General features: G+C 40.9%; 25 protein-coding genes and 2 pseudogenes. 2 read left to right on the plus strand and 25 right to left on the minus strand.

The window, feature by feature from the left end; translation table 11 throughout:
* The 10 genes from atpH to DW981_RS00755 all read right to left on the minus strand — a co-directional run bounded on the left by atpH (nt 1) and on the right by DW981_RS00755 (nt 9,902).
* Entirely contained in the window at nt 1-504 is a 504-nt protein-coding gene (atpH, locus tag DW981_RS00710) for an ATP synthase F1 subunit delta (protein WP_118506403.1), read from the minus strand.
* A complete protein-coding gene (gene atpF / locus DW981_RS00715) occupies nt 485-982 on the minus strand; it encodes a F0F1 ATP synthase subunit B (RefSeq protein ID WP_118506404.1) in 498 nt (165 codons plus the stop codon). The genes atpH and atpF overlap by 20 nt, the downstream gene beginning before the upstream one ends.
* 27 nt (nt 983-1,009) lie before the next feature.
* Nucleotides 1,010-1,234, minus strand: a complete 225-nt coding sequence (atpE, locus tag DW981_RS00720; protein ID WP_022024965.1) for an ATP synthase F0 subunit C — start codon at nt 1,232-1,234, stop codon at nt 1,010-1,012.
* A gap of 104 nt (nt 1,235-1,338) precedes the next feature.
* Nucleotides 1,339-2,064, minus strand: coding sequence for a F0F1 ATP synthase subunit A (locus DW981_RS00725; protein ID WP_243034624.1), 726 nt, complete (start codon nt 2,062-2,064; stop codon nt 1,339-1,341).
* 173 nt (nt 2,065-2,237) lie between these two features.
* Nucleotides 2,238-2,786 carry a histidine phosphatase family protein gene (locus tag DW981_RS00730; protein WP_118506405.1) on the minus strand — a complete coding sequence of 183 codons (549 nt, stop codon included), beginning with the start codon at nt 2,784-2,786 and terminating at the stop codon, nt 2,238-2,240.
* A 3-nt stretch (nt 2,787-2,789) separates the two neighbouring features.
* The gene (locus DW981_RS00735) at nt 2,790-4,235 is read right to left on the minus strand and encodes a hypothetical protein (protein ID WP_118506406.1); all 1,446 of its coding nucleotides are present in this window, start codon (nt 4,233-4,235) and stop codon (nt 2,790-2,792) included.
* Between the two features lie 12 nt (nt 4,236-4,247).
* Nucleotides 4,248-4,775, minus strand: a complete 528-nt coding sequence (locus DW981_RS00740; RefSeq protein WP_118506407.1) for a nitroreductase — start codon at nt 4,773-4,775, stop codon at nt 4,248-4,250.
* Between the two features lie 271 nt (nt 4,776-5,046).
* Entirely contained in the window at nt 5,047-7,317 is a 2,271-nt protein-coding gene (metE, locus tag DW981_RS00745; protein ID WP_118506408.1) for a 5-methyltetrahydropteroyltriglutamate--homocysteine S-methyltransferase, read from the minus strand.
* A gap of 790 nt (nt 7,318-8,107) precedes the next feature.
* Complete coding sequence (locus DW981_RS00750; protein ID WP_118506409.1) at nt 8,108-9,007, minus strand: LysR family transcriptional regulator; 900 nt, start codon at nt 9,005-9,007, stop codon at nt 8,108-8,110.
* Between the two features lies 1 nt (nt 9,008).
* On the minus strand, nt 9,009-9,902 hold the full coding sequence (locus tag DW981_RS00755; RefSeq protein WP_118506410.1) for a LysR family transcriptional regulator: 894 nt from the start codon (nt 9,900-9,902) through the stop codon (nt 9,009-9,011).
* A gap of 155 nt (nt 9,903-10,057) precedes the next feature.
* Between DW981_RS00755 and DW981_RS00760 the strand changes: the two are divergent.
* Nucleotides 10,058-10,854: pseudogene (locus tag DW981_RS00760) on the plus strand (DUF4866 domain-containing protein).
* Between the two features lie 69 nt (nt 10,855-10,923).
* Nucleotides 10,924-12,264 (plus strand): threonine/serine exporter family protein, encoded by a 1,341-nt coding sequence (locus tag DW981_RS00765; RefSeq protein WP_182434059.1) that lies wholly within the window; start codon nt 10,924-10,926, stop codon nt 12,262-12,264.
* Between the two features lie 93 nt (nt 12,265-12,357).
* Here DW981_RS00765 and DW981_RS00770 read toward each other — a convergent pair whose 3' ends face one another.
* From DW981_RS00770 to DW981_RS00835, 15 genes and pseudogenes are all read right to left on the minus strand, one after another.
* A complete protein-coding gene (locus DW981_RS00770; protein WP_022024954.1) occupies nt 12,358-12,648 on the minus strand; it encodes an antibiotic biosynthesis monooxygenase in 291 nt (96 codons plus the stop codon).
* Nucleotides 12,649-12,702: 54 nt separating this feature from the next.
* Nucleotides 12,703-14,388, minus strand: coding sequence for an AAA family ATPase (locus DW981_RS00775; protein ID WP_118506430.1), 1,686 nt, complete (start codon nt 14,386-14,388; stop codon nt 12,703-12,705).
* 275 nt (nt 14,389-14,663) lie between these two features.
* Nucleotides 14,664-16,388 carry an ABC transporter ATP-binding protein gene (locus tag DW981_RS00780; protein ID WP_118506412.1) on the minus strand — a complete coding sequence of 575 codons (1,725 nt, stop codon included), beginning with the start codon at nt 16,386-16,388 and terminating at the stop codon, nt 14,664-14,666.
* Between the two features lie 45 nt (nt 16,389-16,433).
* On the minus strand, nt 16,434-16,940 hold the full coding sequence (locus DW981_RS00785) for a GNAT family N-acetyltransferase (protein WP_118506413.1): 507 nt from the start codon (nt 16,938-16,940) through the stop codon (nt 16,434-16,436).
* Complete coding sequence (locus DW981_RS00790) at nt 16,931-17,236, minus strand: hypothetical protein (RefSeq protein WP_118506414.1); 306 nt, start codon at nt 17,234-17,236, stop codon at nt 16,931-16,933. The genes DW981_RS00785 and DW981_RS00790 overlap by 10 nt, the downstream gene beginning before the upstream one ends.
* 50 nt (nt 17,237-17,286) lie before the next feature.
* A complete protein-coding gene (locus DW981_RS00795; protein ID WP_118506415.1) occupies nt 17,287-17,706 on the minus strand; it encodes a hypothetical protein in 420 nt (139 codons plus the stop codon).
* Between the two features lie 57 nt (nt 17,707-17,763).
* Entirely contained in the window at nt 17,764-18,531 is a 768-nt protein-coding gene (locus DW981_RS00800; RefSeq protein WP_118506431.1) for a GNAT family N-acetyltransferase, read from the minus strand.
* Between the two features lie 190 nt (nt 18,532-18,721).
* A complete protein-coding gene (locus DW981_RS00805) occupies nt 18,722-18,946 on the minus strand; it encodes a Lar family restriction alleviation protein (protein WP_022025045.1) in 225 nt (74 codons plus the stop codon).
* A 96-nt stretch (nt 18,947-19,042) separates the two neighbouring features.
* Nucleotides 19,043-19,690, minus strand: a complete 648-nt coding sequence (locus DW981_RS00810; RefSeq protein WP_118506416.1) for an esterase — start codon at nt 19,688-19,690, stop codon at nt 19,043-19,045.
* A 34-nt stretch (nt 19,691-19,724) separates the two neighbouring features.
* Nucleotides 19,725-19,958, minus strand: coding sequence for a hypothetical protein (locus DW981_RS00815; RefSeq protein WP_118506417.1), 234 nt, complete (start codon nt 19,956-19,958; stop codon nt 19,725-19,727).
* Nucleotides 19,959-19,980: 22 nt separating this feature from the next.
* Nucleotides 19,981-20,580 carry an HD domain-containing phosphohydrolase gene (locus tag DW981_RS15995; protein ID WP_347474471.1) on the minus strand — a complete coding sequence of 200 codons (600 nt, stop codon included), beginning with the start codon at nt 20,578-20,580 and terminating at the stop codon, nt 19,981-19,983.
* The gene (locus DW981_RS16000) at nt 20,558-21,193 is read right to left on the minus strand and encodes an HD domain-containing phosphohydrolase (RefSeq protein WP_347474472.1); all 636 of its coding nucleotides are present in this window, start codon (nt 21,191-21,193) and stop codon (nt 20,558-20,560) included. Before DW981_RS16000 ends, DW981_RS15995 begins: the two co-directional genes overlap by 23 nt.
* Nucleotides 21,194-21,702: 509 nt before the next feature.
* Entirely contained in the window at nt 21,703-22,965 is a 1,263-nt protein-coding gene (locus DW981_RS00825) for a hypothetical protein (protein WP_118506418.1), read from the minus strand.
* Nucleotides 22,966-22,982: 17 nt separating this feature from the next.
* On the minus strand, nt 22,983-23,480 hold the full coding sequence (locus DW981_RS00830) for a sigma-70 family RNA polymerase sigma factor (protein ID WP_118506419.1): 498 nt from the start codon (nt 23,478-23,480) through the stop codon (nt 22,983-22,985).
* Nucleotides 23,481-23,694: 214 nt separating this feature from the next.
* Nucleotides 23,695-24,444 (minus strand): annotated as a pseudogene (locus tag DW981_RS00835) (nucleotidyl transferase AbiEii/AbiGii toxin family protein); the annotation flags it as partial.
* Nucleotides 24,445-24,561 lie beyond the last annotated feature (117 nt).

Consider the following 24,561-nt stretch of genomic DNA (forward strand, 5'->3'; position numbering starts at 1 on the left):
TCATCTCCTAGTCAATTTTTGTTTTAAGCCGTTTACACTGCCTAAAATGCTTTGATCGATCTCCAAATCACCGATCCGGATCACGAATCCACCGATCAAACTGTGATCTTCTTCCAGCGTTAGCTGTAATTGTTGACAGCCAAGCTTTTTACAAAGTCCCTGTTCGATATTTCTAAGCTGTGCTTTCGTCGGTTCTGTCATATAATAAAGTGTTCCGACCAAAATACCCTGACTTTCTCTGCGCCACATCTCATATGCCGAGAATATGTCAGGAAGAATCTCTGCTTCGTTGTAATCACAAACCTTCTTAAGAAAAGAATGCATTTCCTGAGGAAACAGTTTATCAATGATCCGATGCTTTTGAGCACGGGTCACGATCGGACTGTTCAACACTTTACGCAATTCTTCCGACTGTAAGTAAAGCTGCTTAGCGGTTTCAACAGCATCTTCTGAAATTCCAAGTTCAAACAGAACTTTTCCATAATTAATTGCCGTCTGCTTCATGAGATTCCCCTATTCCAGCAATATACTGATCGTAGATAGAGCGATCCACACTGGAGTCCGCCTGCTCTTTCAGAATCTTACCAGCCGCAGCCATGGCGACACCGGCAATCTGTTTTTGCATGGCTTCCATCGCCTGCTCGCGCTCGTTTTCTACATCCTGTTTTGCTTTTTCCAATATACGATTTGCCTGCCGCTCTGCTTTCTGAACACGTTCCTCATACTCCTTACCGGCACGTGTTCGGGATTCTTCTACTATCTGTTTGGATTCCTCTTTGGCATTTTCGAGCAGACCATCATATCGCTGTTTTAACTGCATAGCTTCGTCTTCCTTGCTCTGTGCAGTAGCAAACTGCTTGTCGATCATCTCTTTGCGTGCTGCCAATACATTTTGGATCGGTCCGATCAAAAAATGTCTCATGGCAACATACAAAACGACCAAATTTAACAAGGTAAAGATAAATCCATCAAAACGTAACATGTTGTATCGCCAGCCTTTCTGTCTGTATTAATGAAGCATCAATATGATCAGTAAGGCAATAACGAAACCATAGATAGCAGTTGCCTCGGCTAATGCACAACCAAGCACTAAGTTGACTTTGATCTTTGGTTCTGCTTCCGGCTGTCTTGCGATTGCATCCACTGCTTTGGATGTAGCTAAACCAATACCAATACCTGCTCCGATACCTGTTAAAACTGCAATACCTGCTCCAATAGCGATTAACTGTGTCATAATTTACCTCTTTTCTGCGCTGCCTGTATGTAATCAATAGCTTGCTGCGCACAGCGCCCGCCTTGCAAGCTTTCTTAATACTTAAACTCTTAATACTTAAACTCTTAATCCATCTCCACTGCTTCACCAATATATAAAGCAGTCAAAAATACAAATACAAATGCTTGGATCAGTCCGTCAAAAATATCAAAATAAACACTAAAGACGGCTGGTAAAACTGCCGGAACGACAATTTTTAACAACTCCATAACAACATAGGAACCAAGTACATTACCAAACAATCGCATACACAGCGACAACGGTCTGGTAAACACTTCCAAAAGATTGATCGGTGCTACGATCCATATTGGTTCCAAGAAACCTTTCAACCAGCCTTTGGTCCCTTTTTGGCGGATTCCTGCTACTTCTACCAGAACAATGCTCATAACGGCCATTGCAGCGGTAACACCCATATCTTTTGTAGGTGGCTTGAATCCGATCAGCCCAATCAGGTTGGCTACTGCGATATACAGCAACACGCTCAGCAAATACGGTAGATATTTTAATCCGTTTGCTCCGAGCAGTTCACCAAAAAAGCTCTCTGCCATCTGGTATCCCGATTCCAAAGCAAGCTGTACCCTGCCAGGATTATCAATGGATAAGTTTCTTGTCAGTAAAATGGAGAGGAGAATCAATAACGCCATAATGATCCATGTTACGACGACTGATTCCGGAACTTTGATGCCGCCAAAAGCGGGAATTGTGAATACTGTATTGCAGTTTAATTCTTCCATCAGCTCCTTTGTTAATGCCTCCGTAATACTCACTTCCTTTCCATGGCTTTTTGCCATGTCTCCCATTATATGCATTCCATTTCTGATGTCTAATAACTTCTGATTATTTTATCATTCGCATTTTTTATAAATACCATAAAGCCTTATTTTATAAGTCTTTAGAACCAAAAAGAACCAATCCCGGTAAAACCCGGATTGGTTCTTTTTGTCATTAACAGTGAATCAAAAGTTTAGCATAACTTCATTAATTTGCAGTTAGGGATGCCGGCTTTCCAAAAATCCTGAAGTGGAATATGTTTCACCTGACAAAGAATGCTGGAATTCATAGCACCATGTCCAACGATTAATATGTTTTTTCCCTCTTTGAGCTGCGGATATACAATTTCGCTTAAAAATTGACCGGTTCTCTCCCAAAGTTCCTGCATACTCTCTGCACCGTCTCGGGCAATATACTGCTCAGGATGCCGAAACAACATGCCGACCGGACAGTCTGGAATATCTTCACAATTCGCAGTTCCCTCATATATTCCAAAGCCCATCTCGATCAATCGGTCGTCATATAATATCGGAATATTTCGCCCCTGTAAAACAAGCTCTGCTGTCTCTCGTGCACGAATCAATGGGGAACAGTAACAAATGTCAATAGGAATATTGAGGTAATCTTCCCTTGCCTGCTTTGCCATCTGTCGTCCCTCTTCATTCAAAGGAATGTCCGTACGCCCCTGCAGTTTGTGCTGTATATTCCAATCTGTTTTGCCATGTCGCATAATATATAACATAACTTACAGTACCTCCTGCACTTCTTCGTAACGAATACGAAGCTCCGGCATTTTAGTTATCGTTGTGTAATAATTAACTGCCCAATCCTCTCCCTGTGCCGGATCGTTTTCTCCGGAAGCCGGTGGGGCAAATATTTTTAAGGAAAGCTCTGCTCCCGGCTCGATCGGAGTTTCAAAAAACGCAGACATCATATCTACCGTTTTCGTCCCTGGTGCTTTATAGAACCAACGGCCATTTAATTCCATCATTAAATTTAATTCTTCTTCAAAGGTTACTTCGCAAAATTCCGGCGTTTTCTCAAACTTGATCGGAATTGCAATACCCTCTGCATCTTCAGCGCTTCCCCAGCGTAACGTTGCAGGAAGAGTTACTTCCTCTGCTTCGTTCAAACCCGGCAGGAAAAATGGATCCTTCAAAATATCCTTATAGTCCTTTAAGATTGGCTGTGGAATACCTACAGAAGCGTTATTGGGATCCTCGATCTCCAGACCTAAACGTCCTCTGTCCCTAAATTGGTACATAGAGAATCCATCAAACCAGTCCGCATTTTCGGACTTTAACTTCTCAACAAAACGCTTGATCGATTCGCCCTGATGTAATGGTCCGGTCACATCGCCGTCAGTATTAAATTCAGATATTACCATTGGCTTGCAGATTCCGCCGTTTACTTTTGTAATTCGTTTCGAGGTCTTACGCAAACGCTCAAAAAACTCATCCACTGGTGTCATAGCATAGCTGTTGCCGCCCTTTTCACATACGTCAAACGGCCATCCGTAATGCAGTGCCAAATAGCAGTCATTCGACCAGATATCTGCAGTTGCAAAAGCTTCTTTGAACTCTTTTTCAAATTGAACAGGGGCATCTTCTACACTAATGTCGCCAACGGCACTTCCACAAAATACAACAGAAATCTGCGGTGCTTCCTCTTTGACGATCTTTGCGAAACGAACAAAGAAATCACCAACCTCCTGATAAGAAAAACGCTGGTTATGGGTAAACCAATCGCCACCACATTCGTGATTGATACGAAGACGCATTCTGCCAAAAGGTTTTAAATCCTTAGCAATCTGTCTAAGATATTGATCTTCCAAAGAACAATCAATGGTCAAAGTAAGCGCAACATCCTGTCCATGACGTCTGATGTCTCGCATCTGCTCAAATGGCTGGCCGGTTGTATCACCGTCAATACCGCCGCGATATGGGAAATAGTCATCATAAGGATAATCCCACTGAAAATGAATTTCCATGTCTTTACAAGCAACACTGATTCGCTCCGGCCATTCTTTATCTTTTGGATAATAGGTATACATGATACCAATATTACGATGTGGTCGTCCGAGCGTGTTCAGAATATAATCCTGATTGACATATTCTGCTCTCTCGCTGCCATCGCCTAGATCTAACCCACAAGTTGCTGCTGTTAAAGTAACCTTGTTTAGTTTATTCATAAATTCCTCCTTTTACTCTACCCAAAATACTCTTCCATCATTTCTAGGTGCTGCAGCAGGATTTTCGCCATCTATATAACCTACCGCACAATGACCGATGCCTTCCCACTCGCCTTCGATTCCAAGATCTTTTAAGAGCTTCTGATATTCCGGCATTTCAAACTCTTCTTTCGCTCTGTGGATCCAAATGCTGCCAAGACCCAGAGAATGTGCTGCAAGCATCAGATTGCCCATAACAAGACTACCATCATACGGAGCTGTAGGCACTTCCTTATTAGCGAGTACGATCAAAATCGCAGGTGCGCCATAAAAAGGATCGTTGCCTTCCGGTCCACCCATGATCTCATTGTTGACTGCCGACAATTTATCCCGCAGTTCTTTATCCGTCACTGCAATAGTGATCACTGCCTGTCTGCCCCTGCCATTGGCTGCATACAAACCAGCCTCTACGATCTGTTCCAGATCTGCCTTAGATGGCATTTCTGCCTTAAATTTACGAATACTGCGTCTTTCCTTCATTGCTTTGATTACTTCGTTCATGGTAATACCTCCATTTCTTCTGATTTCATGCTACGAACATTCCTCTCCTGTAATAAGTAAAATCGGCATTTTGTGCTGCCTGTAGTGTAAAACGAACCATTTCCTATACTATCAAAAATAGCAACGACAAAATTGCCGTTGCTATTTTACACCTTTTTACACGAAAAAGAAATATTTATTTTATACGTAGAATTTCACCTTTTAATTTATCGCAAAAATATGAGAGCTCAAACTTTTTTCCAAAGTTATTTTGCCACAAAAATACCCGCGATCAAACCTCTTCCCGAATCTGTTTTGCCGCAGCCACCATATTACGAAGACTGGCATCTGTCTCCGGTACACCTCTGGTTTTTAAGCCACAATCCGGATTCACCCATAATTTATCTTTGTCGATCCTGGTAAGCATCGCATGCAGCGCCTTTACGATCTCTTCAACCGATGGAACTCTTGGTGAATGGATGTCATACACACCGGGGCCAACCTCTGTCTCAAAACGATTTTCTTTGAGAGAATCCAAAATCTGCAAATCGGAACGAGACGCCTCGAAGGTGATCACATCCGCATCCATATCATCGATTGCCGAAATGATGTCTGTAAATTCACTGTAGCACATATGCGTATGAATCTGCGTTTCCGGTTTGACACCGCTATGGGTCAGACGAAATGCAGGAATTGCAAAATCAAGATATTCTGTATACCAATCCGAATGACGAAGTGGTAATTTCTCGCGTAATGCTGCCTCATCGATCTGGATCATCTGAATGCCATTTGCTTCGAGATCTAGCACTTCATCACGAATTGCCAATGCGATCTGAGAAATAGATTCTTTGATGGAAATATCCTCCCTAGGGAACGACCAATTCAAGATCGTTACCGGTCCGGTAAGCATTCCCTTCATGATCTTTTTCGTAAGAGACTGAGCATAGACAGACCACTCTACCGTGATCGGATTTTTGCGATATACATCGCCCCAAATGACCGGTGGTTTTACGCAGCGCGTTCCATAAGACTGTACCCATGCTTTTTCGGTAAACAAAAATCCACCTAACGCCTCTCCGAAATACTCTACCATGTCATTTCGTTCATATTCGCCATGCACGAGAACATCCAGTCCGATCTCTTCCTGCCATTTAACACATTCTGCGATCTTTTGCTGATTGAAAGCAATATACTGTTGCTTTGTGATCTCACCACGGCGGTACGCAGAACGATTTGCCTTGACATCCTTTGTCTGTGGAAAAGACCCGATCGTTGTTGTCGGAAATTCCAGAAGACCAAGTACCGTCTTCTGTAATTTTTGCCGTTCAACTCGCTCCGGAAGTCTTGTATAATCAGTCTCCTTTACTCCGGCAAGACGCTTTGTAACTTCCTCATTCTCGCAGTCTCTATGCTGTAAAAATAATGTTTTATTCTTCACAAAGGTACTTTCTGCTGTATGATCTGCGGACTCTGCCAAAGTGCTTAGTTCCTGCAGTTCCACTAATTTTTCCTCAGCATATGCAAAGTATGCTTTGTATTCTTCCGATAACTTCTGCTCATGCTGTAATGTATATGGCACATGGAGCAAAGAACAAGATGTGGACAGTACAATATGATCCTTTGCAACCGGTAAATCTTCCATCGTCTGCAGCGTTTTCTCATAATGGTTTTTCCAAATATTTTTACCATTAACGAGTCCTGCAAATAACAATTTATCCTGTGGGAAACCAAACTGCTTGATCAATGAAACTGTCTGCTTACCCTCGATAAAATCAAGTCCGATCCCGGCAAATGGCATTTGGATCAAATCCTCATAGATATCACGCACATCGCCAAAATAAGTCTGCAATAACACATGACACTTGTTATCTGCAGCAAGGATTTCATCATATAATTTGTGGAATAAATGAATTTCATCCTGTCCCATATCTTGTACAAGTGCAGGCTCATCAAACTGTAGCCAGTCAATGCCTTCTGTCTCGCATTTCACAATCAGATTCCGATATGCTTTACTCACGGCATCCACATAATCTGCCATTTTTTTCGTTCCGGTATATCGGCAAAGTTTTAACAGTGTATAAGCACCGATCACTGTCGGCTTTGTTGTGATCCCAAGCTCTTTTGCTTCATGATACTCTGCAAAAAGTTTGTTCCCTTTTAGCTCGATCACCATCTCATCTTCCACCTCTGGAACGATATAATGATAATTCGTGTTAAACCATTTCTTCATTGCCAATGCTTTTACATCACCGAAATCGCCCTGATAACCACGCGCCATCGCAAAGTAGGTATCTAACTCTGATAACTGAAGTTCTTTATATCGTTTCGGAACAATGCCAAATAATACGGCGGTATCTAACATATTGTCATAGAACGAAAAATCATTGCTGGAAATAAAAGAAATCCCCGCCTCTTTCTGTGTAAGCCAATGCGTTTTTCTCAATTCTTTTGCGGTTTGCAAAAGTTCTCCCGCCTCGATCTCCTTTCGGAAATACTGTTCGGAGGCAAATTTTAATTCTCGTAATGTTCCTATTCTTGGGTAACCAATGACTGCTGTCTGCATATTCTTCCTCATTTCTGCACACTTTCTCTTCCTACGGTATTCATGCCAAATGTACAAAACACAAATCCCCCTTGCAACGCTATGTGCCTATTATACGAGGAATGGTCCCTATTGAAAAATACATAAAAATGCAGGTCGACCATAGTTTGAAACTATAGGTAGCCCATTATCCTGTCAAACCAATACAAGTCGTCATTCCCGTTAAACAAAGGAATTCAAACTTCCCATACCAGAAGTTATTGCAAAACCACATATTGCTTATTATGTCAATAACTATATAACATTTTGCAGCCGTCAAAGAGCAGTTTCTGCCATAAGAGAACTATAGTAATTGCCTTGCCGCATTTTGTTTTTACAGTGATTTCTAAATTTTGTTGTCTCTGATGATTGATTTACATGCCCTTCGGAAACTCGAAGTCCCGGAAGCAAGGTATTCATCATTTTTGAAAGGGACTTTGCGCTCGTCGTTACTTATGTCTCGTATTTCAGAGACATTAAGTAACGTGACGTAGCGCATCGTAGCGAAAGCGTCCCGTCCAAAAATGGATGATACCTTGCTAAACCGGGACAGCTCAAACAAACCTTCGGGCATATATTCATCAGAGACTTAACAAAACAAGAAATCACGCAAAAACTCTGCGTTCTACGGCAATTATCTTAGTTCTCTGATGACAGAACAATTTAATATATTGGCTGCAAAATAGTTTATTTATTGCTGACATAATAAGCAATATGTGGTTGTGGAGGATTTGAGGTATGGGAAGTTTGAGTAAAGGAATTTGTGCTATGATCAGCCAATATATTTACTTAATGCATCCAGATAGGTGGTTCCCAATCGGCTTAACATTCCTTTTCTGTGCGTGATATAGCCGATCCGCATATCACTTTCATCCGCTAATGGCACGGCGATAATATCTTTGCCATTTAATTTCTTATCGATCACACCACTGCATACCGTGTAACCGTTTAATCCGATCAAAAGATTAAACAGCGTTGCCCGGTCACGCACACGAATATTTTTCTTGCGCTCCGATACGGAAAAAATTTCCTCCGAAAAATAAAACGAATTGTGCTCGCCCTGCTCAAAAGACAGATACGGATAACTTTCCAACTCTTCATTCGTAATGATCCGACGATCTGCTAAAGGATGTCTGCGACTGATAAATACGTGCGGCTTTGCCACAAAAAGTTCATGAAATTCCAACTCATTGGACTTTAATATTTTCGTGATGACTTTCTCATTAAAATCATTCAAAAAGAGAATGCCGATCTCACTTCTCATTTTTGCTACATCTTCAATAATCTCATAAGTCTGCGTTTCACGAAGGCTGAAGTCATACTCTTCCTGACCATATTTCTTGATCAGGTCGACAAATGCATTTACCGCAAATGAATAATGCTGGGTCGAAACACAAAACTGCTTTTTGCCGCTGCCTTCTCCCTTGTATTTATCCTCTAGAATTTCAGCCTGCTCAAGCACCTGTCTGGCGTAACCCAAAAAGATATCCCCCTCTTTGGAAAGGCTTATTCCCTTATTGGTCCGGTTAAAGATCACAATCTGCATCTCCCGTTCCAATTCATGGATCGCATTCGTAAGACTCGGCTGTGAAATGTATAATTTACCTGCCGCTTCCGTGATCGTCCCGGTTTCGGCAACGGTCACTACATATTTTAGTTGTTGTAAGGTCATGCTATTCCCCCTCTTCCAGCAATATTTTTTGAAATGTCTGCGCAGCTACACTTCTCGGTCCTCTGGCATCATAGATCATCGAAACGCTGCGCTTTGGGATTTTATCTTTTAGCGGAATACAAAGGATCTCCCTATGTGCGATCGCCTCTTTCGCCATTGCCTTTGGAAGAAAAGCAAGTCCAAGCTCATGCTTTACCAACGGAAGGATCTGATCCGCTGTAGCAGTTTCGATCGACGGCTCCAAAGAAAGACCGTGTTCCAAAAATAATTTCTGATAAAATTGTCTGGTTATCGTGTTTTTTTCCATACAGATCAACGGAAACTGTAATAAATCCTGCAGCGATAGCTTTTGCTCTGCAAGCACCTGAAAGGTATTTCCGGCGATCAGGATCTCCTGAAATTCACAGAGACGGGTTGCTTTTAGTGTCTTATCCGTTACTGTCGGTGTTGTGATCACTGCAAAATCAGCTTCTCCGCTTTGTACTGAATGAATTGCCTGCGGTGTAGAATGATTATATAGTTTTAATTGCACCTTAGGATACGCCATATGAAATTTTTTTAACTTTTCCAGTAGAAAAATATTTAGGGCGATCTCACTCACACTGATAGAAACGCAACCCTTTTCCAACTCGGCACTCTCAGTCAATTCCTCTTCTGCCGCTAATATCTGCATCATAGCTGCAGAAACATGCCGAAAAAGCTTTTCTCCCTCTTCGGTCAACCGTACTCCACGATTTGTCCGTATGAACAAGGTGCAGTGTATTTCCCGCTCCAGGCAATTCATCGCTCGTGTAATATTGGGCTGACTATTATGTAAAGCATGTGCCGCTTTCGTAAAATTTCGATATTTCGCTACATAATAAAATATTCTGTAGTATTCAAAATTTACATCCATAATGACCGTTCATTCCTTTCCTGTCCCCTTTATGGTATAGGCGTCAGTATATCAATGTGTTATTGCAACTATATCAATAATACTTTTTACTTATTGAAATGATTCAATTATAATCGTTTCAAAGCAAAAAAACAACATATAATGGAGATGATCTTATGGCATTAGTATTACCGAGAGAAGAGGAAGTCGAAAAGATTTTTTCAAGGATTCTTTCTTCAGATGACTGCTGTGAAAGACTTCTTGATACTTTTTACGACCATTTAGATGATGAAAACAGATATGTCGATCCGGATTCTCATCATTTTGCAGAGGTGCTTTTGAATGCATACAAAAATGGTGATGTTAGTGCGCTTTTGTTGGAGTTATGCCACCGCTCCATGTTTGATCTGCTCAAAGAAGCATATCTGATCCCAAAACGCTTTCATGGCAAAGCCGGTGAAAACCCGATTTTACTAACAGATGCAGATGGCAAACTGTTAGCGGACAAAAAGAATCTCGTATCAAAACATGAATATAAAAAATTCCAAGAAATTTACCATGCTCACGATGCAGCCCCACGCTCAAAATTATATTTGGCTGACGGCTATGATCTCGTTCGATATTACACATCCGACATGAACATCAAAGAAAAACACGAAAATAAAGAACGCGGTATTCTCCTACTGTATGCGTTACCGGATACGAAAAAGTTACATCTGTCCGAAGCGCAGGCATACGATGTCATTTGGACAACTTTTCATAAAATTCAGCAGGAGCTTACTCTGCCATTGTTTTTTACGGTCAGGAAACCGGAAGCAGATCCGGCAAAACTTTTGATGAACTCGGCGTGCTTCTCCCAATCAAGCAATTTGAATCCAAAATGCTTCGACATATTGGCGTGATCGACGGACTCGTGCTGTCCTGTCGCGAAGAAATGATCCGAACCGCCGGAGCAGACAGTTTGGATTTATAATACCGCGATGCACAAAAACTTGCCCGTGTGAGTACGGTCAACGGTTGCAGAAAGGGATGTAAGATGATTATGAAAACAGCGATTACAGGCGCAAACATCAAGAAAAATCATATGGATATTTTATGGCATGAATATGCTGACAAGACAGATCCAACACCGATCACAGAAGCTTCTCTTCCAGCCAAGGCTTCTGTTGTCGGACGCGTCGGGATTATGATGCTTTCCTGTGGAACCGGGGCATGGCGTGTTCGTAGTTCCATGAATGAACTTTCCGAGTTAATGAATATGACTTGTACGGTTGATATTGGATTAATGTCGATCAATTATACTTGTTTTGACGGGGAGCAAAGTTTTAGCCAATCGCTGTGTCTGACGAACACCAGCGTAAATACTTCACAGCTAAATCGCTTGGAAAAACTGGTGTCCGGCTTTGCCGACCAAGAGATTACGAAAAGCTGTGAAATGATCCACTCGACATTAGATGAAATTGAAAAAATACACGGATTATATTCTCCAGGTGCTTTAGCGCTTGCCGCTGCACTCGCCTGTGGATCCTTTACCTTTTTATTAGGCGGCGGAGTCATTGAAATGTTATGCGCTTTTATCGGTGCAGGTATCGGCAATTATATCCGATGCAAAATGACGAAACATCATTTGACGCTGTTTTTAGGAATCATCTCTTCTGTATCAGCAGCTTGTTTAAGCTATACCGTTCTGCTTAGATTACTGCAGTTGTTTTTTACAGTTAATGTTCAGCACGAAGCCGGATATATCTGTTCTATGTTATTTATTATCCCGGGATTCCCGTTTATCACAAGCGGTATCGACTTAGCAAAATTAGATATGCGTTCCGGAATGGAACGCCTGATGTATTCGCTGATCATTATCACTGTTGCGACCATGACAGCATGGATCTTAGCAATGGTTCTTGGATTAAAACCGATGCCATTTCTGCCACTTAAATTTGCACTGTGGCAATGGATCATATTGCGTCTGCTCGCCAGCTTTGGCGGCGTATTCGGATTCTCCATTCTCTTTAACAGCCCAATTAGGCTGGCAGCCGCGGCAGGAGTTATCGGTGCTGTATCCAACACATTTCGATTGGAACTGATCGATCTTGCATCCTTTCCACCTGCCGTTGCTGCCTTTGCCGGTGCTTTTGTTGCAGGCATCTTCGCCACTACGGTAAAAGGAGTTGCCGGATATCCAAGAATATCGATCACGGTCCCTTCTATCGTGATCATGGTACCGGGACTCTATTTATACAAAGGATTCTATAATCTCGGTACGATGAATTTATATTCTGCCGCTTCTTGGCTTGCCGCTGCACTTTTGATCATTCTTGCGTTACCGCTGGGGTTGATCTTCGCACGAATTATGACCGACAAAACATTTCGGTACTGCACCTGATCCATACGGTCATATTTTCCCATGGCAACACGATCCGTCTGACTGCGCAGAGAATTTCAAATAGTCAGAAATGCCTTGTAAGCATACCTTGCATTATAGAGAGATCTTGCGAACCGAGGTCTGTAAGACATATTTTTCTTTCACTGCTTGTAGTTCTTCCATGTGGGCTGTCTGCAAATGTGCCTGCTGTTTTGCTTCGGACTCCCATTCTTCTACCAAAAGCAAGGTGTTGGCATCCGTTGCATCATAATAATATTGATATGCTACAAAGCCATCTTCCTTTTGTATTTTCTGTAATATTCCTAAATCCGTTACCTCCTCCACAAAAGCCTCTCTTGTATTCGGTTTTGTTTGGTAGGTTACAAGTAATAAAATGTGCTGCATCGTGAACTACGCCTCCTCAGATAATCAATTTTTATTATGGGCTCAAATCTTATACTAGCCAATTAAAACTTTCTTGCCTTCAAACGCAAATCCGTAATGTCGGATCCGATCTGATCCAATACCAAGTGCGATTAGATCTGCATCGTAATTCTTATCTTCTATCTGCCGCAAAGCCATTTGTACAGTGTCCTGTAAGGTCTTTTCTGTTTCGTGATCCTGCACCTTAAACTCGATCACTATCGCAGTATCGCTCTCATTTAATGGCACAAGCATTACATCATAACGACCATACCCACTCTCACGATTGGACTTTATTTCATAGCGTTCTCTAAGTTCCACTAAAAGTCCTAACACAAATCCATGGTAAAAACGCTCCGGCTCGCTTTTTTTAGAAGGCTGCTTTCCCGTATCAAATGTACTGAATGTTGCCAATGCCACATCATTCATATAAATATTCATTTCTTTCAGACTCCCCTGCAGCAACGCTTTTACAAATCCGTTATAATTTGCATGCGATGCCTTAAACCATCCTCGAAACATCCCCGAAAACATGCTTTTTGTTTCCAAATTCGTAATACACAATCGATACCATGGCTCCAAAAGCGTTCCTCTATATTCCACATCATTTACATTCAAATAACCACTGGCGAGCATAAGACTCCAAATCGCATTTTCATCCTGATCCAACTGATCAAACACAATTTGCTCATCAAAAGTCACCAAAATCTCTTTTCCGTTGAGGAGATCTTCCATCTTTTCTTTGATATCTGCAGATGCCGCTTGAATCAAATTGCTCACCAAGCCATTAGAGCTTGTAGATGCCCAATATGGATATAGCTTTTTTTCTTTCAAATAATTCGTAATAGACCATGGATTATAGATATCATGATATTGACCAAAAGTAAAGCCATCATACCATTGTTTGACAATCTCTTTCTTATCGCCCATACCATAGTTATCTAAAGCATCAAACACTTCTTTTTCCGTAAATCCAAAGCAATCTGCATACAGATCAGATGTAGTTGTGATGACACGAAGATTATTCAGGTCTGAAAAAATGCTTTCTTTGGAAACCCTTGTCACCCCGGTCATCAGTGCACGCTCCAAATAAGGATTCGTTTTGAAAGAGGCATTAAACAGACTGCGGATGAACGCAGTGAATTGCTCCCAATAGCCATGCACATAAGCTTCCTGCATAGGAGTATCATATTCATCTAATAAAATGATAGCTTTCTTACCATAATAGTGTTCCAGCCATGCAGAAAGATTTTTCAATGCATCCTGTGCTGTCACATCGTCCATTTCCGAAGTTACCGCCATAATCTGGCGGCGTTCCCCTTCGCTAAAACCATCCCATGTTATAAGCTGTGGAAAATTTCGATAAGCCTCTACAATACAGTTCTTAATCTTTTGAATTGCATCCTTGTAATTCGTCTGTTTTACATCGGCAAAACTCAAAAAAATAACCGGATATTTTCCCTGCAGACTACGGTACTTCTCTTCTTTCCAAATAGATAATCCCTCAAAAAGGTCTCCCCGATCTGCATATTTATTAGAGAAAAAACAATTTAGCATACTCATGTTCAAGGTTTTTCCAAAGCGTCGCGGGCGGGTGAGCAGCGTAATTTCATCGACATTATCCCACCATTCTTTAATAAAATTTGTTTTATCAACAAAAAAGCAGTTATTTTCCCTTAAAAAAGCAAAATCCTGCTTTCCTATACTGATGCTCTGTGCCATATGCTCACCCACTTTCCAAATAATATAGCTAGTATAACAAATACAATGAAATTTGTCATTCCTGCAAAGCAAAGCGCCGGCTTTGCTTTTATTTCTGATATATATCACTGCTCACTGTGTAGCGATGCACCACCAAGAATTGCTTTGTAATTCTTGCAAATCAAAGCGCTGGCTTTGCTTTTATTTCTGATATATATCACTGCTCACTGTGTAGCGATGCACCACCAAGAATTGCTTTAGCAATTCTTGCAAAGCAAAGCGCCGGCTTTGCTTTTTTATGCCATCTCATTATAGTGTGCATAAATCCCATTTGCCGCCAAAAGTTCCTCGTGGGTACCCCGTTCCGCAATCCCGGTATCTGCAACCACCAAAATCTCATCCGCATTTCGAATTGTCGATAGGCGATGTGCAATGGTAATGGTTGTCCTGTTTTTGGCCAGTTCTTCCAAACTATGTTGAATCCAGCGCTCACTTTCGTTATCTAAGGCACTGGTTGCCTCATCAAGAATTAAGATCGGCGGATTCTTGAGAAATACCCGTGCAATCGAGATACGCTGCTTCTGCCCTCCCGACAAACGGGTTCCACGCTCTCCCACATAACTATCGTATCCGTCCGGCAAGGACATGATAAAATCATGAATATTCGCTTTCTTGGCTGCATCGATGATCTCTTCGATAGAGGCACCCGGCTTGCCATAGGAAATATTATCCTTTATCGACCCACAAAACAGATACACATCCTGCTGCACAAGACCAATATTGTTGCGAAGGCTTTCTAACGACAGACTGCGAATATCCTTGCCGTCGATCCGAATGCTTCCTCCAGTCACATCGTAAAATCTTGGAAGCAATGAACAGATCGTTGTCTTTCCGCTTCCGGACGGTCCTACCAACGCTATAGATTTTCCAGCGTCAATCCGAAAGGAAACATCGGACAAGACAAGTGTATCATCATCGCTGTAATGAAAAGATACATCTTTATACTCAACTGTTCCTTTCACATTTTCTAACGGCTTAGCATCCTCTGCATCGACAATGTCCGGTTCTGTTTCTACAACTGCTAAAAATCGACGAAATCCCGACAAGCCTTTCTGCATCATTTCCGTCAGCTCTACCAGTATTTGGATCGGACTGATAAAGATTCCAATGTACAGCGCATACATTGCCAGATCCGCTGTCTCCATCTGTCCCTTGGCAATCAACCATCCGCCAAACACAAGCGTAACCAGATACATAAGTCCCTGAAAAAACAAATTACCACTCATAAAGCTTCCCATGCAACGATAATTGGCGTCTTTGGAATGCAAAAAGTTCTCGTTACTGTGTCGGAACTTGTCTCGCTCTATCTCCTCATTTGCAAAAGACTGCACGACCCGAATCCCTGCTAAGGTATCTTGAAGACTGGAATTGATATCTCCAATCTTTTGTCGGTTGTCCATAAAGGTTGCCTGCATTCTGCGATTTTGGCTATAGGAAAATAGAATCATAAAAAACACAAGTACCAACAGCGGAATAGCAAGCCAGCGATTGATCACAAACAAAAACACAAACGAACCGATAATTTTTATCAATGATATAAATAAATTTTCCGGTCCATGATGTGCCATCTCTGAAATATCAAACAGATCCGATACTAATTTGCTCATCATCTGTCCGGAATTGTTCTGATCGTAATACGAAAAAGATAATTTTTCATAATGGTCAAAAAGTTGTTGGCGCATATCCCGTTCCATATTGGCACCCATCATATGCCCCTGATAACTGACATAATATTTGCACAACGCCTGAACGATATACATGATAAGCATTGCGACACCGATTGGCAGCAAAACTTGCAAAATTGCTGATGACTTTCCGGCAAAGACTGTTTTCGTCATAGTCCGCAAGATCTGTGGATATGCCAGATCGATCAGACTGATCATCGCTGCGCAGATCAGATCCAGAACGAACACTGCTTTGTATGGTGAATAATACGGTATAAATTTTTTTAATGTATGCATAACAAATTCTTACCTCCTAACAATACCGTTAGTATAACAAATGTGTTAAAATTTGTCATTCCCTGTTATAAATGTCAATCTCATTTGATACCATACTGCATTGCCGTGAGTAGAATCTGTTGATATCCCCTCATTTACAAATCCAAACCCGGAATAGTAATGAATTAACTTTTCTTTACAAGTAAGTACAACGCCCTTTCTCCCCTGCTTTCTCGCAGTATCAATGGCACAGCGAAGCAATCGTCCCGCATACCCGTTTCTTCGATATTCCGGAAGTGTATTTACGCCAAAAATCATCTGCCACGCACCATTCTCGTTGTGTAAAGATGCATTTTCATACATTTCGTCCGTTAAATTCTGCTCGTCTGTAACAAAACCATCCACAAACGCAATCAGCTTTTGCTTATCATACAACAGGAAAAAATAATCTCCGTAATGTTGGATCCGTTCTGCAAATTCTGCCTTCGTCGCTGCTTCCGCCACCGGAAAACATGCTGCTTCTACGGCTGCAATATCTTCTAAATCCTGCAAAGAGGCTGTTCTTATTTCCATAGTAAGAGTCCCTTTCCCGAAACAATCGTCACAATAAGTCCTATCAGGAATCCGATAAAAGCCCCCAACGCCAATGTACCAACAAAAAGCAATGCAATCTCCAGCATATAATTTGTATAAAAATTAGATAGCACCTCGCAAATTGCATATACTACAAAACTTCCGATCAATCCCAGCAAATTTCTTTTTGTATCACAAAATTTCACGCTAATAACTAATGCAACTATAACTCCTGCTACCATAAATAAAATACTATCTGACGAACAAAGTTCCTCTAAAATCGGTAAATATCGCATAATGATCCTCGCTATTCTTTTACTAAAATATTTTCCAAGAGTATCTTCGCTTAAGCATACTGCCCTATGATCTCCTCACGGATTCTTTCGCAGTCTTCCGGTGTCACCGGATATCCCAGATATGCGATTCCTCGGTAAATGTTATCTGTGACATGCCCATTATTTGCTAGGACGGTACAAAGCGTCTCCAGCAGTTCCTTTTTGGCTGCAAGTACACTCTCATCCGCACTATAAAACTGTGTCATGTCATAGTCGGATGTGTTTCCACAGGGCATTTTGCAAGTCGCACAATCCGGTGCGATAACATTCTTTAACTCGTGGATTTTCTGTACCAGTGACTCTTCCATTGTCGGATCATTTCGGTGTAAAAGAGCCTCCCGAACCACTACATCTGCCTGTTCGGTTTTTCCATTGTTCGACACTGCCCCCACCAATCCAATCAGAGCACTTATGATTCTGTCTCCTGTCATTTCTTTTCCTCCATATCAATTAACTGAACGATATTTCATATTTAATTTGCATGGACTTTACTGATTCATCTCAGCCACCATACTGGCAGGTTTGACCGTCATTTCCACCCAAGCAGGCATGAAACCGCTTCGTATTGCATTTTTTGCAGATCTGATATTAGACCATGCACAACAGTAAAATGGCACTTTTCCACGCTCTATAATCTCAACTGCTAAATTACTGGTTAGCGCAGATGCTATCCCCTTTCTGCGATATTCCGGTAATACATCAACTCCAATCTGCCACATATCGTCACAATCTGCCGAACAACCGGCAAGTCCGATCAATTTTCCATTATCATATGCGCCAACACCGAGAACATCCAGCTCTTTTCTCGCATCACACAAAGCATTACTCCATATAGGTAAATATAAACTGTCAAAGTCTTTCTGCGTAAGCACTTTAAGTTCATATTGGCATGATAATCTTTTCAGGGAATTGACATCCGGCAAAAAATATTCTGCCATGAAGCAGACTCTTTGTCCCTGTTCTCTCATTCTTTCATCCAACCAATGCATATTGGGTGTTTCAAAGCAATGATAAAATTCAAACTTACCCAAATATTCTTTTACCATTTCTTTGTATTCATCTTTTACAGATGCCACGATATTACTTCCGTAGGAAACCAAATTGCATGCTATTGGTTCGCTATAATATTTTCTTGCCAAAGCCCCTAACCCTGACTTTACAAATACATTTTCCTCTTTGGTAAAGTCAGAAATATCAGCATTAAGATCTATTGCCGATTGCCGCATAGCAATGGACATAATTTGTTGATTTGTCATCATATCTCCTTTTTCATTATTTCCTCCTCCAGCGCTCTCAGCAGATGTCAGCCAGCGCTAACAGCATTTTAGTCCTGCTTGCCTGCAGGCAGAATATAAAGCAAACAATCCTGTCTCTTCAAAATCCAAGTGCGCTTCGTATTCCTGCCTTGCTATTAAAGATTAAAAACGAATATCAACCATGTTGGGATCATTCTCCCGGACTACTTGATATCACCTTGCCGGTATTCCAAAGCATAACCGTTCTTTTCGCTGCTTCCAGCCGCTCTTCTTCCGAGTGAAAATCAATCGTAACAGAGTGACAGCCACATTCAAGGCACATCACATAATAGCCGCAGCCACATTCCTCTTCCAAAAGTGCTCCACCGTCGCATAACGGGCAGTCATTAATCTCTAACATATCTTCAATGTTCATAATAAACCTCATTTCTTGTTATAATTTAGGGATGCTCCCTCCACCGATTTTACCATAGTTTTGTACTATCGTACAGATTCTACTATATTTTAGTTATTATTTTTCCAACAACCAGGCAAACGCCTTAGCTGTCCTAATTTCCGATTCACGGAAATGATTCCCCGGATTCCACTCCAGAATACATGGGATGTCACATTCCTGCAACCACGCATATAGCTTTCTGATGCAATCTCCGACCGTAGACATCATTAAATTTCTAGTCTTTTCCTCTTTGTTGCCAAGGCTCAAATAGATCAAACGACTTTGTATCCTATTTTCTTGCATATATTCCAAAAAGTCTGGAAACCATACTGACGGTGAGGCTGCTGCAATTCCCACAAAACGGTCCGTCTGGCAAGATGCCCACAGAGCAAATAATCCGGCAAGCGAATACCCGCCCAAATAGTATGTCTTGCTCTTATCAGAACAATACTCCAATATTTTTTCTAAAAGATCTGATGCACCATCGCCAAATCCTTCTTCTCCAAATGCCGGTGGTGCTTTCCAAGGAGATAACTCATCGTTCCAGTTATTCACCCTCCAGGCAATCATATAAAATTCTTCTGAAGTTCTGTCTTGAATTGCATGAAACTCCTGCTCAATTCCAGATATTTCATGCTCTCCAACAAGCTGTATCAAGACCTTCTCAGCCTCCGGATTCCCATAACTCCAAATCGCCTTCCCATCTATCTCTTTTTCCTGCATTGCAAATCCATCTCCCTATAGGCAAAATCAAATCTTACCGACCAAACCCCTCATTTAATAAGTTCAGCAATTTCATGGCATCATAGCGTTCCCCACAACCAGTGCATTTCCAATCACTGTTATTCTTCTTGGCTTTTTTATGAAGAAAGTCTAATTTACCATTACATAACGGGCAAGGCTGTGGTGCCTCGTTCCATAGACTTTTCAAAAATGCAACAGCTTCCGCCCTGCTATTCATCTTGTATTTTTCCAATACATCTTTCTCCATAATTTTTGTTCCTCCCTATAAATTAAATGGCGGCAAAGCAAGAATCAACCTCTCTGACAATATCTCCATCGATCCATCCTTTTTTCACCATATCCCACAAGATACCGCTTGCCTTTTCATGTGTCATGCCCTGTTTGTACGGACGACTTTCCGTCAAGGCTTGATAAATATCCACACAAGCCATGATGCGCTCCTGCGTGTTCAACTCAGCCGCCGACCTTCCAAAAGGATATCCCGTGCCATCCACCCGTTCATGATGGAAAGCCGCCCAATCACGAATCTCTTCAAAGTCATCAATATCGGACAGGATGTAGTAAGTATACGCCGCATGATGCTTCATAGTCTTAAATTCTTCATCTGTCAATTTTCCCGGCTTTTCCAAAATTTCATTTCCAATGGCTACTTTTCCAATATCATGCAATGCCCCCGCAAGATACATTTTCTGCACAGTTTCCTCATCAAATCCCATGTGGCGTGACAGTTTTTCCGCATCTTCAGCGACACCTATAGAGTGCGTACTGGTAAATGGCGATTTGTAGTCTACGATCCGAGCAAAAAACACAGCAAGTGCTTTGATCTGCGAAAAATCAAGATCCTGTTTATCCGAGGAACCATCTTCCACAACTGGTCCTCGAAAGTTTCCCTATCAAGTGATAAAAACTGCTCCTCTGAAAATGCACGCAAAAATGCATCTCTACATTCCCGATCAAACATTGTTCCTGTTGAGTTTTGAACAAACTGCTCTGCCACCTTCCATGTACCTTCCGCAAATTTTTTAGTGCGACAGGCGATATCCAGCAAATCGCACAAATGAATAATACGCGAGAAAAGAGGAATTTCATCCCATTTTTTCCAAACGGACCACTGCCATCAGCATTTTCGTGATGGTATAAGATCACATCGGAAACATCTGTGTGAAACGGAAGTTCTGCGACATTCTTTTCACCCCAAATGCAATGTGCTCCCAACTTTGGTACCTCTTGCGTTACGGCAATTTGCGAAATATCATTATGAAGTTCTTCCTGGATATACTGCGTCAATGCGTTATCGTGCAATAATGCGCACACTGCCAAATCTTGTAGGCTTTCCTCTTGTATTCCCATCTGTTTTGCAATGCAAACACTCATATAAGCCACTCGTTTTGAGTGATTGTTCGTCACATGAACCAGTTCTGCTTCCACGCAGTCCAGTGCATAGGAACAAGCTGCCAATAATCCCAAAACATCTAAAGTCATAATCATTTTTCCTCTCTATGTACATCTTTCTGCAAATTTTTCATCATATCAGAGTTTGCAATTTGCATAAAGTTCGTCCACCCTTCGCTTATCATATTACACCAAACGCGACTATCTCTGCAATCAGAACTTCTAAATCCATGCCATCCCCTTCACATGCTGTACCCACGAAACAAGATTTGCCTCTTATTGATAAAGATTATCACGCTCTTTGCTGATGCCTTCTAGCTGCACTGCTATAATTGTTATAATAAGTAAAACTCACACGCTCTTATACAAAAGCTGTCAATAGATCGTGTCTTTTTGCTAGGTGCGAGTGACGGTGGCGTCTATGCACAGATCTTTGCTAAGAGATATCCGGACATGGTAACCGGAATGTCTATTATGACTACTCTGACCATAGATTCCGACTATATCCGCGATATCCAAAAAGATTGCAATGCCTATGATGACAGACATTGCAATCTTTGCTTCTTTTTTAGCCTGAAGAATCGTGTTGTTGCCGCTCTTTACAGCGAAGACACATCTACCAAATATGCTTTTTTAGAATTTGTGACCAAAATCTTTTTCTGCGTATTCACAATATGCATTTCCATATTCTTTCTAAACTCTTTTGGAATATCAATTTTTTTCCAGCTTTTCTTGGAAAGATTTACGAGATAGAAGGTATCATCCTCCATATCAATATCTCCAAATATGACATAATCCCCCTTAGCAGCTACAATCTGTCCTGTAGTGGAAACATCTGGTATCGTCGCCGAAGTGCCATTTACCAAATCCAAAAATTTCAGGGTTTTCGTCTTTTTATCATAACGATAATCCCACTTCATATCGATCTCACCTGTACCATTATATTTCTTCTCGATCTTCAAGGTATCAAGATTAATACAATAAGTTTCGTAATTTTCATCTTCCCCCATAAAAACCGATTCTCCGTAAGTTAAAATATGATCTTCATCCAAAAATTCGATATCGGATGTTCTTGCGTATCCATTAACCAATGCCGTGTCAATCTTTTTCTCCGTATGTGTTTTGACATCAAAAACAGACCAGTACGCATCGCCTCTATGGTTGCACAACAACTTTGTCCCGGAAGGTGACATCACAAAGTTACACAACATATGATCGTTCGATATTTTCTCTACCGTATTTTCAGATAAATTAATCTTCAGCAAATATTCTTTTTTATCTCCATCCGTTCTTGCCCCATATACTGTATCCTTATCATAGTAAAAAAACACTTCTGACATGCCGCCGGTATAATTAAAAGCGTATATTTCATTTCCGCTGATGACATACTGAAAGCCAAATTTTGTGCCATTATACTCTCCTTCAAATGTGGAAGGTGTCATCTTCTTTAATCCATCCGAAACAACCGTATATACCTGATCGATCTGTTCCTCATCGCCCACAAAATGATACTCACAGACAAAGCTTTCTTTCTCCCCTGCAACCATCGTATTTTCTTGGAAAGGAACCGTATTATCCCTAGCCTTCACATCTGCGGTTGGCAAGGCTGTTGGCGTAGTCAATACGACCTCTTTCACATTGCCGCTTCCAAAAATATTCTCAAGCCATGTCTGAAAAGCTGTAGATTTCATTGCTGCAACTGTTACTGAAGTGGAGCAAAGCAGAAAAAATCCAATCATCGCTGCAATCGAACCATATTTTCTCCAAAATGCTTTACTTGGTGATGTTTTTGAGGATTTTTCCAAAATATCCTCTATCCATTCCTCTGGTGCTGTAATATAATCTAATTTTTTCAAATCCATAATAATCCTCCAATCCTCTAGTCCTCTTTTAATATATCAGCTAGTTTCTCTTTTCCTCTCCGTAGTCTTGATTTGACTGTATTCACACTGACATTTAAAAGCTTTGCAATTTCGCTAGTGTTATATTCCTCATAATAGTACAACACCAACACTTCACGATATTTAAATGATAAGCTCCGCAATGCCTTTACAAGCTGCTCTGTGTCTGGATCATCCACTTGCAATACACTCTGTTTCTCATATTGCTTTGGGTCATATCCTATATCAACATTGCGATTCCAAAACTGCTTATGGTAATCTCTACATTCATTTCTAGCAACCTTGAAAAGCCATGCCTTGATATGTTCTTCCTCTTGAAAACTTTTCTTTGTCATATACAATTTGAGAAAAGTATTTTGAAAGCAATCCTTCGCAGCCTCTTCATTTTGCGTCCAAACAACGCACAACCGGGTTATATCATCTGCATATCGTCTTACAATCTCTTCATACGGTATTCCTGCATAAGTTTTTATCATATGACAAATACCCCCTCCTGTTCTATTTCTTCGTTTGATGGAAAATGATCATTTTCTATATAATACACGATTCTAATTGTTAAATGGGTGCAAAGATCTCTGGTAGAGGAAAGAAAAATTATTTACTCAATAAATTGTTGATTTTTAATTGATGCCAATAAAAACAAAAAGGAACAAAGAACCAAATGTTCTCTATCCCTTTATATCGTGTTATTTAATTCCACACTCCACTATTTATCAGTTTTTGAATACTCTGAATTACCATGTCATATGTTTCTGTAATAAATAACAGACCCATTGTAATTTCCTCATAATCCTTCTTATATGCCTGTTCCTCCACGATAGCCTCTAATATTTCTGTAATACATACCCCCTCTTTAGCTGCGGGACAAACATCTAATTTTGAACGCACACCCCTAACCTCTGGAATAAGCCTTTCCATTTCATCAGTGATACCTATTGTTTCTACAATCTTATAAATATCATATAAATGCCTTGAATGACCAGATATTTTCCCTTGCAAATAATAATCGCACAAAGCAAATACCTTATCCACCAGCGTTCTCTCTATTGTCTGCGTAGTAATCTCAAATGGTAATAATCCATATATCTCTGCAAGATCTAAACGATCAATTTTCTTCAAAAAACGATAAATATAATTATCTACCATTCTTCGTGTTGTTGGGAACGGCAACAATGCCACATATATTTCCACAACAAGTTCTGGTTTTAAATAATTTGTCTTCTCATATATAGAGGGATATGATGCTCTATAACAATTATAGTTTCTCCGACTCCTGGTCTTATCAATATTTGTAATTGGAAATCCCAATTCATCCATAACGGCAACAACTGCTTTTTTCAACTGTTTTTTTCTTGCTTCCCCGGGGATTCCGGATTCAGCCGTATATGATATGTCAATGTCCTCTGAAAATCTATTCAACAACTGGTAACATTTCGTTAGGGATGTTCCTCCTCATATAATCAAGTGTTTTTTATTGAAAATTCAGGGTTTCTCAACCTTTTTATCTCAGCGAATAAACCATAGCTATGAGCATTTCGATGTATCGGGTACTGAAAT

Origin of the sequence: Clostridium sp. AM49-4BH (assembly GCF_003478335.1) — a bacterium.
Classification (GTDB): domain Bacteria; phylum Bacillota; class Clostridia; order Lachnospirales; family Lachnospiraceae; genus Butyribacter.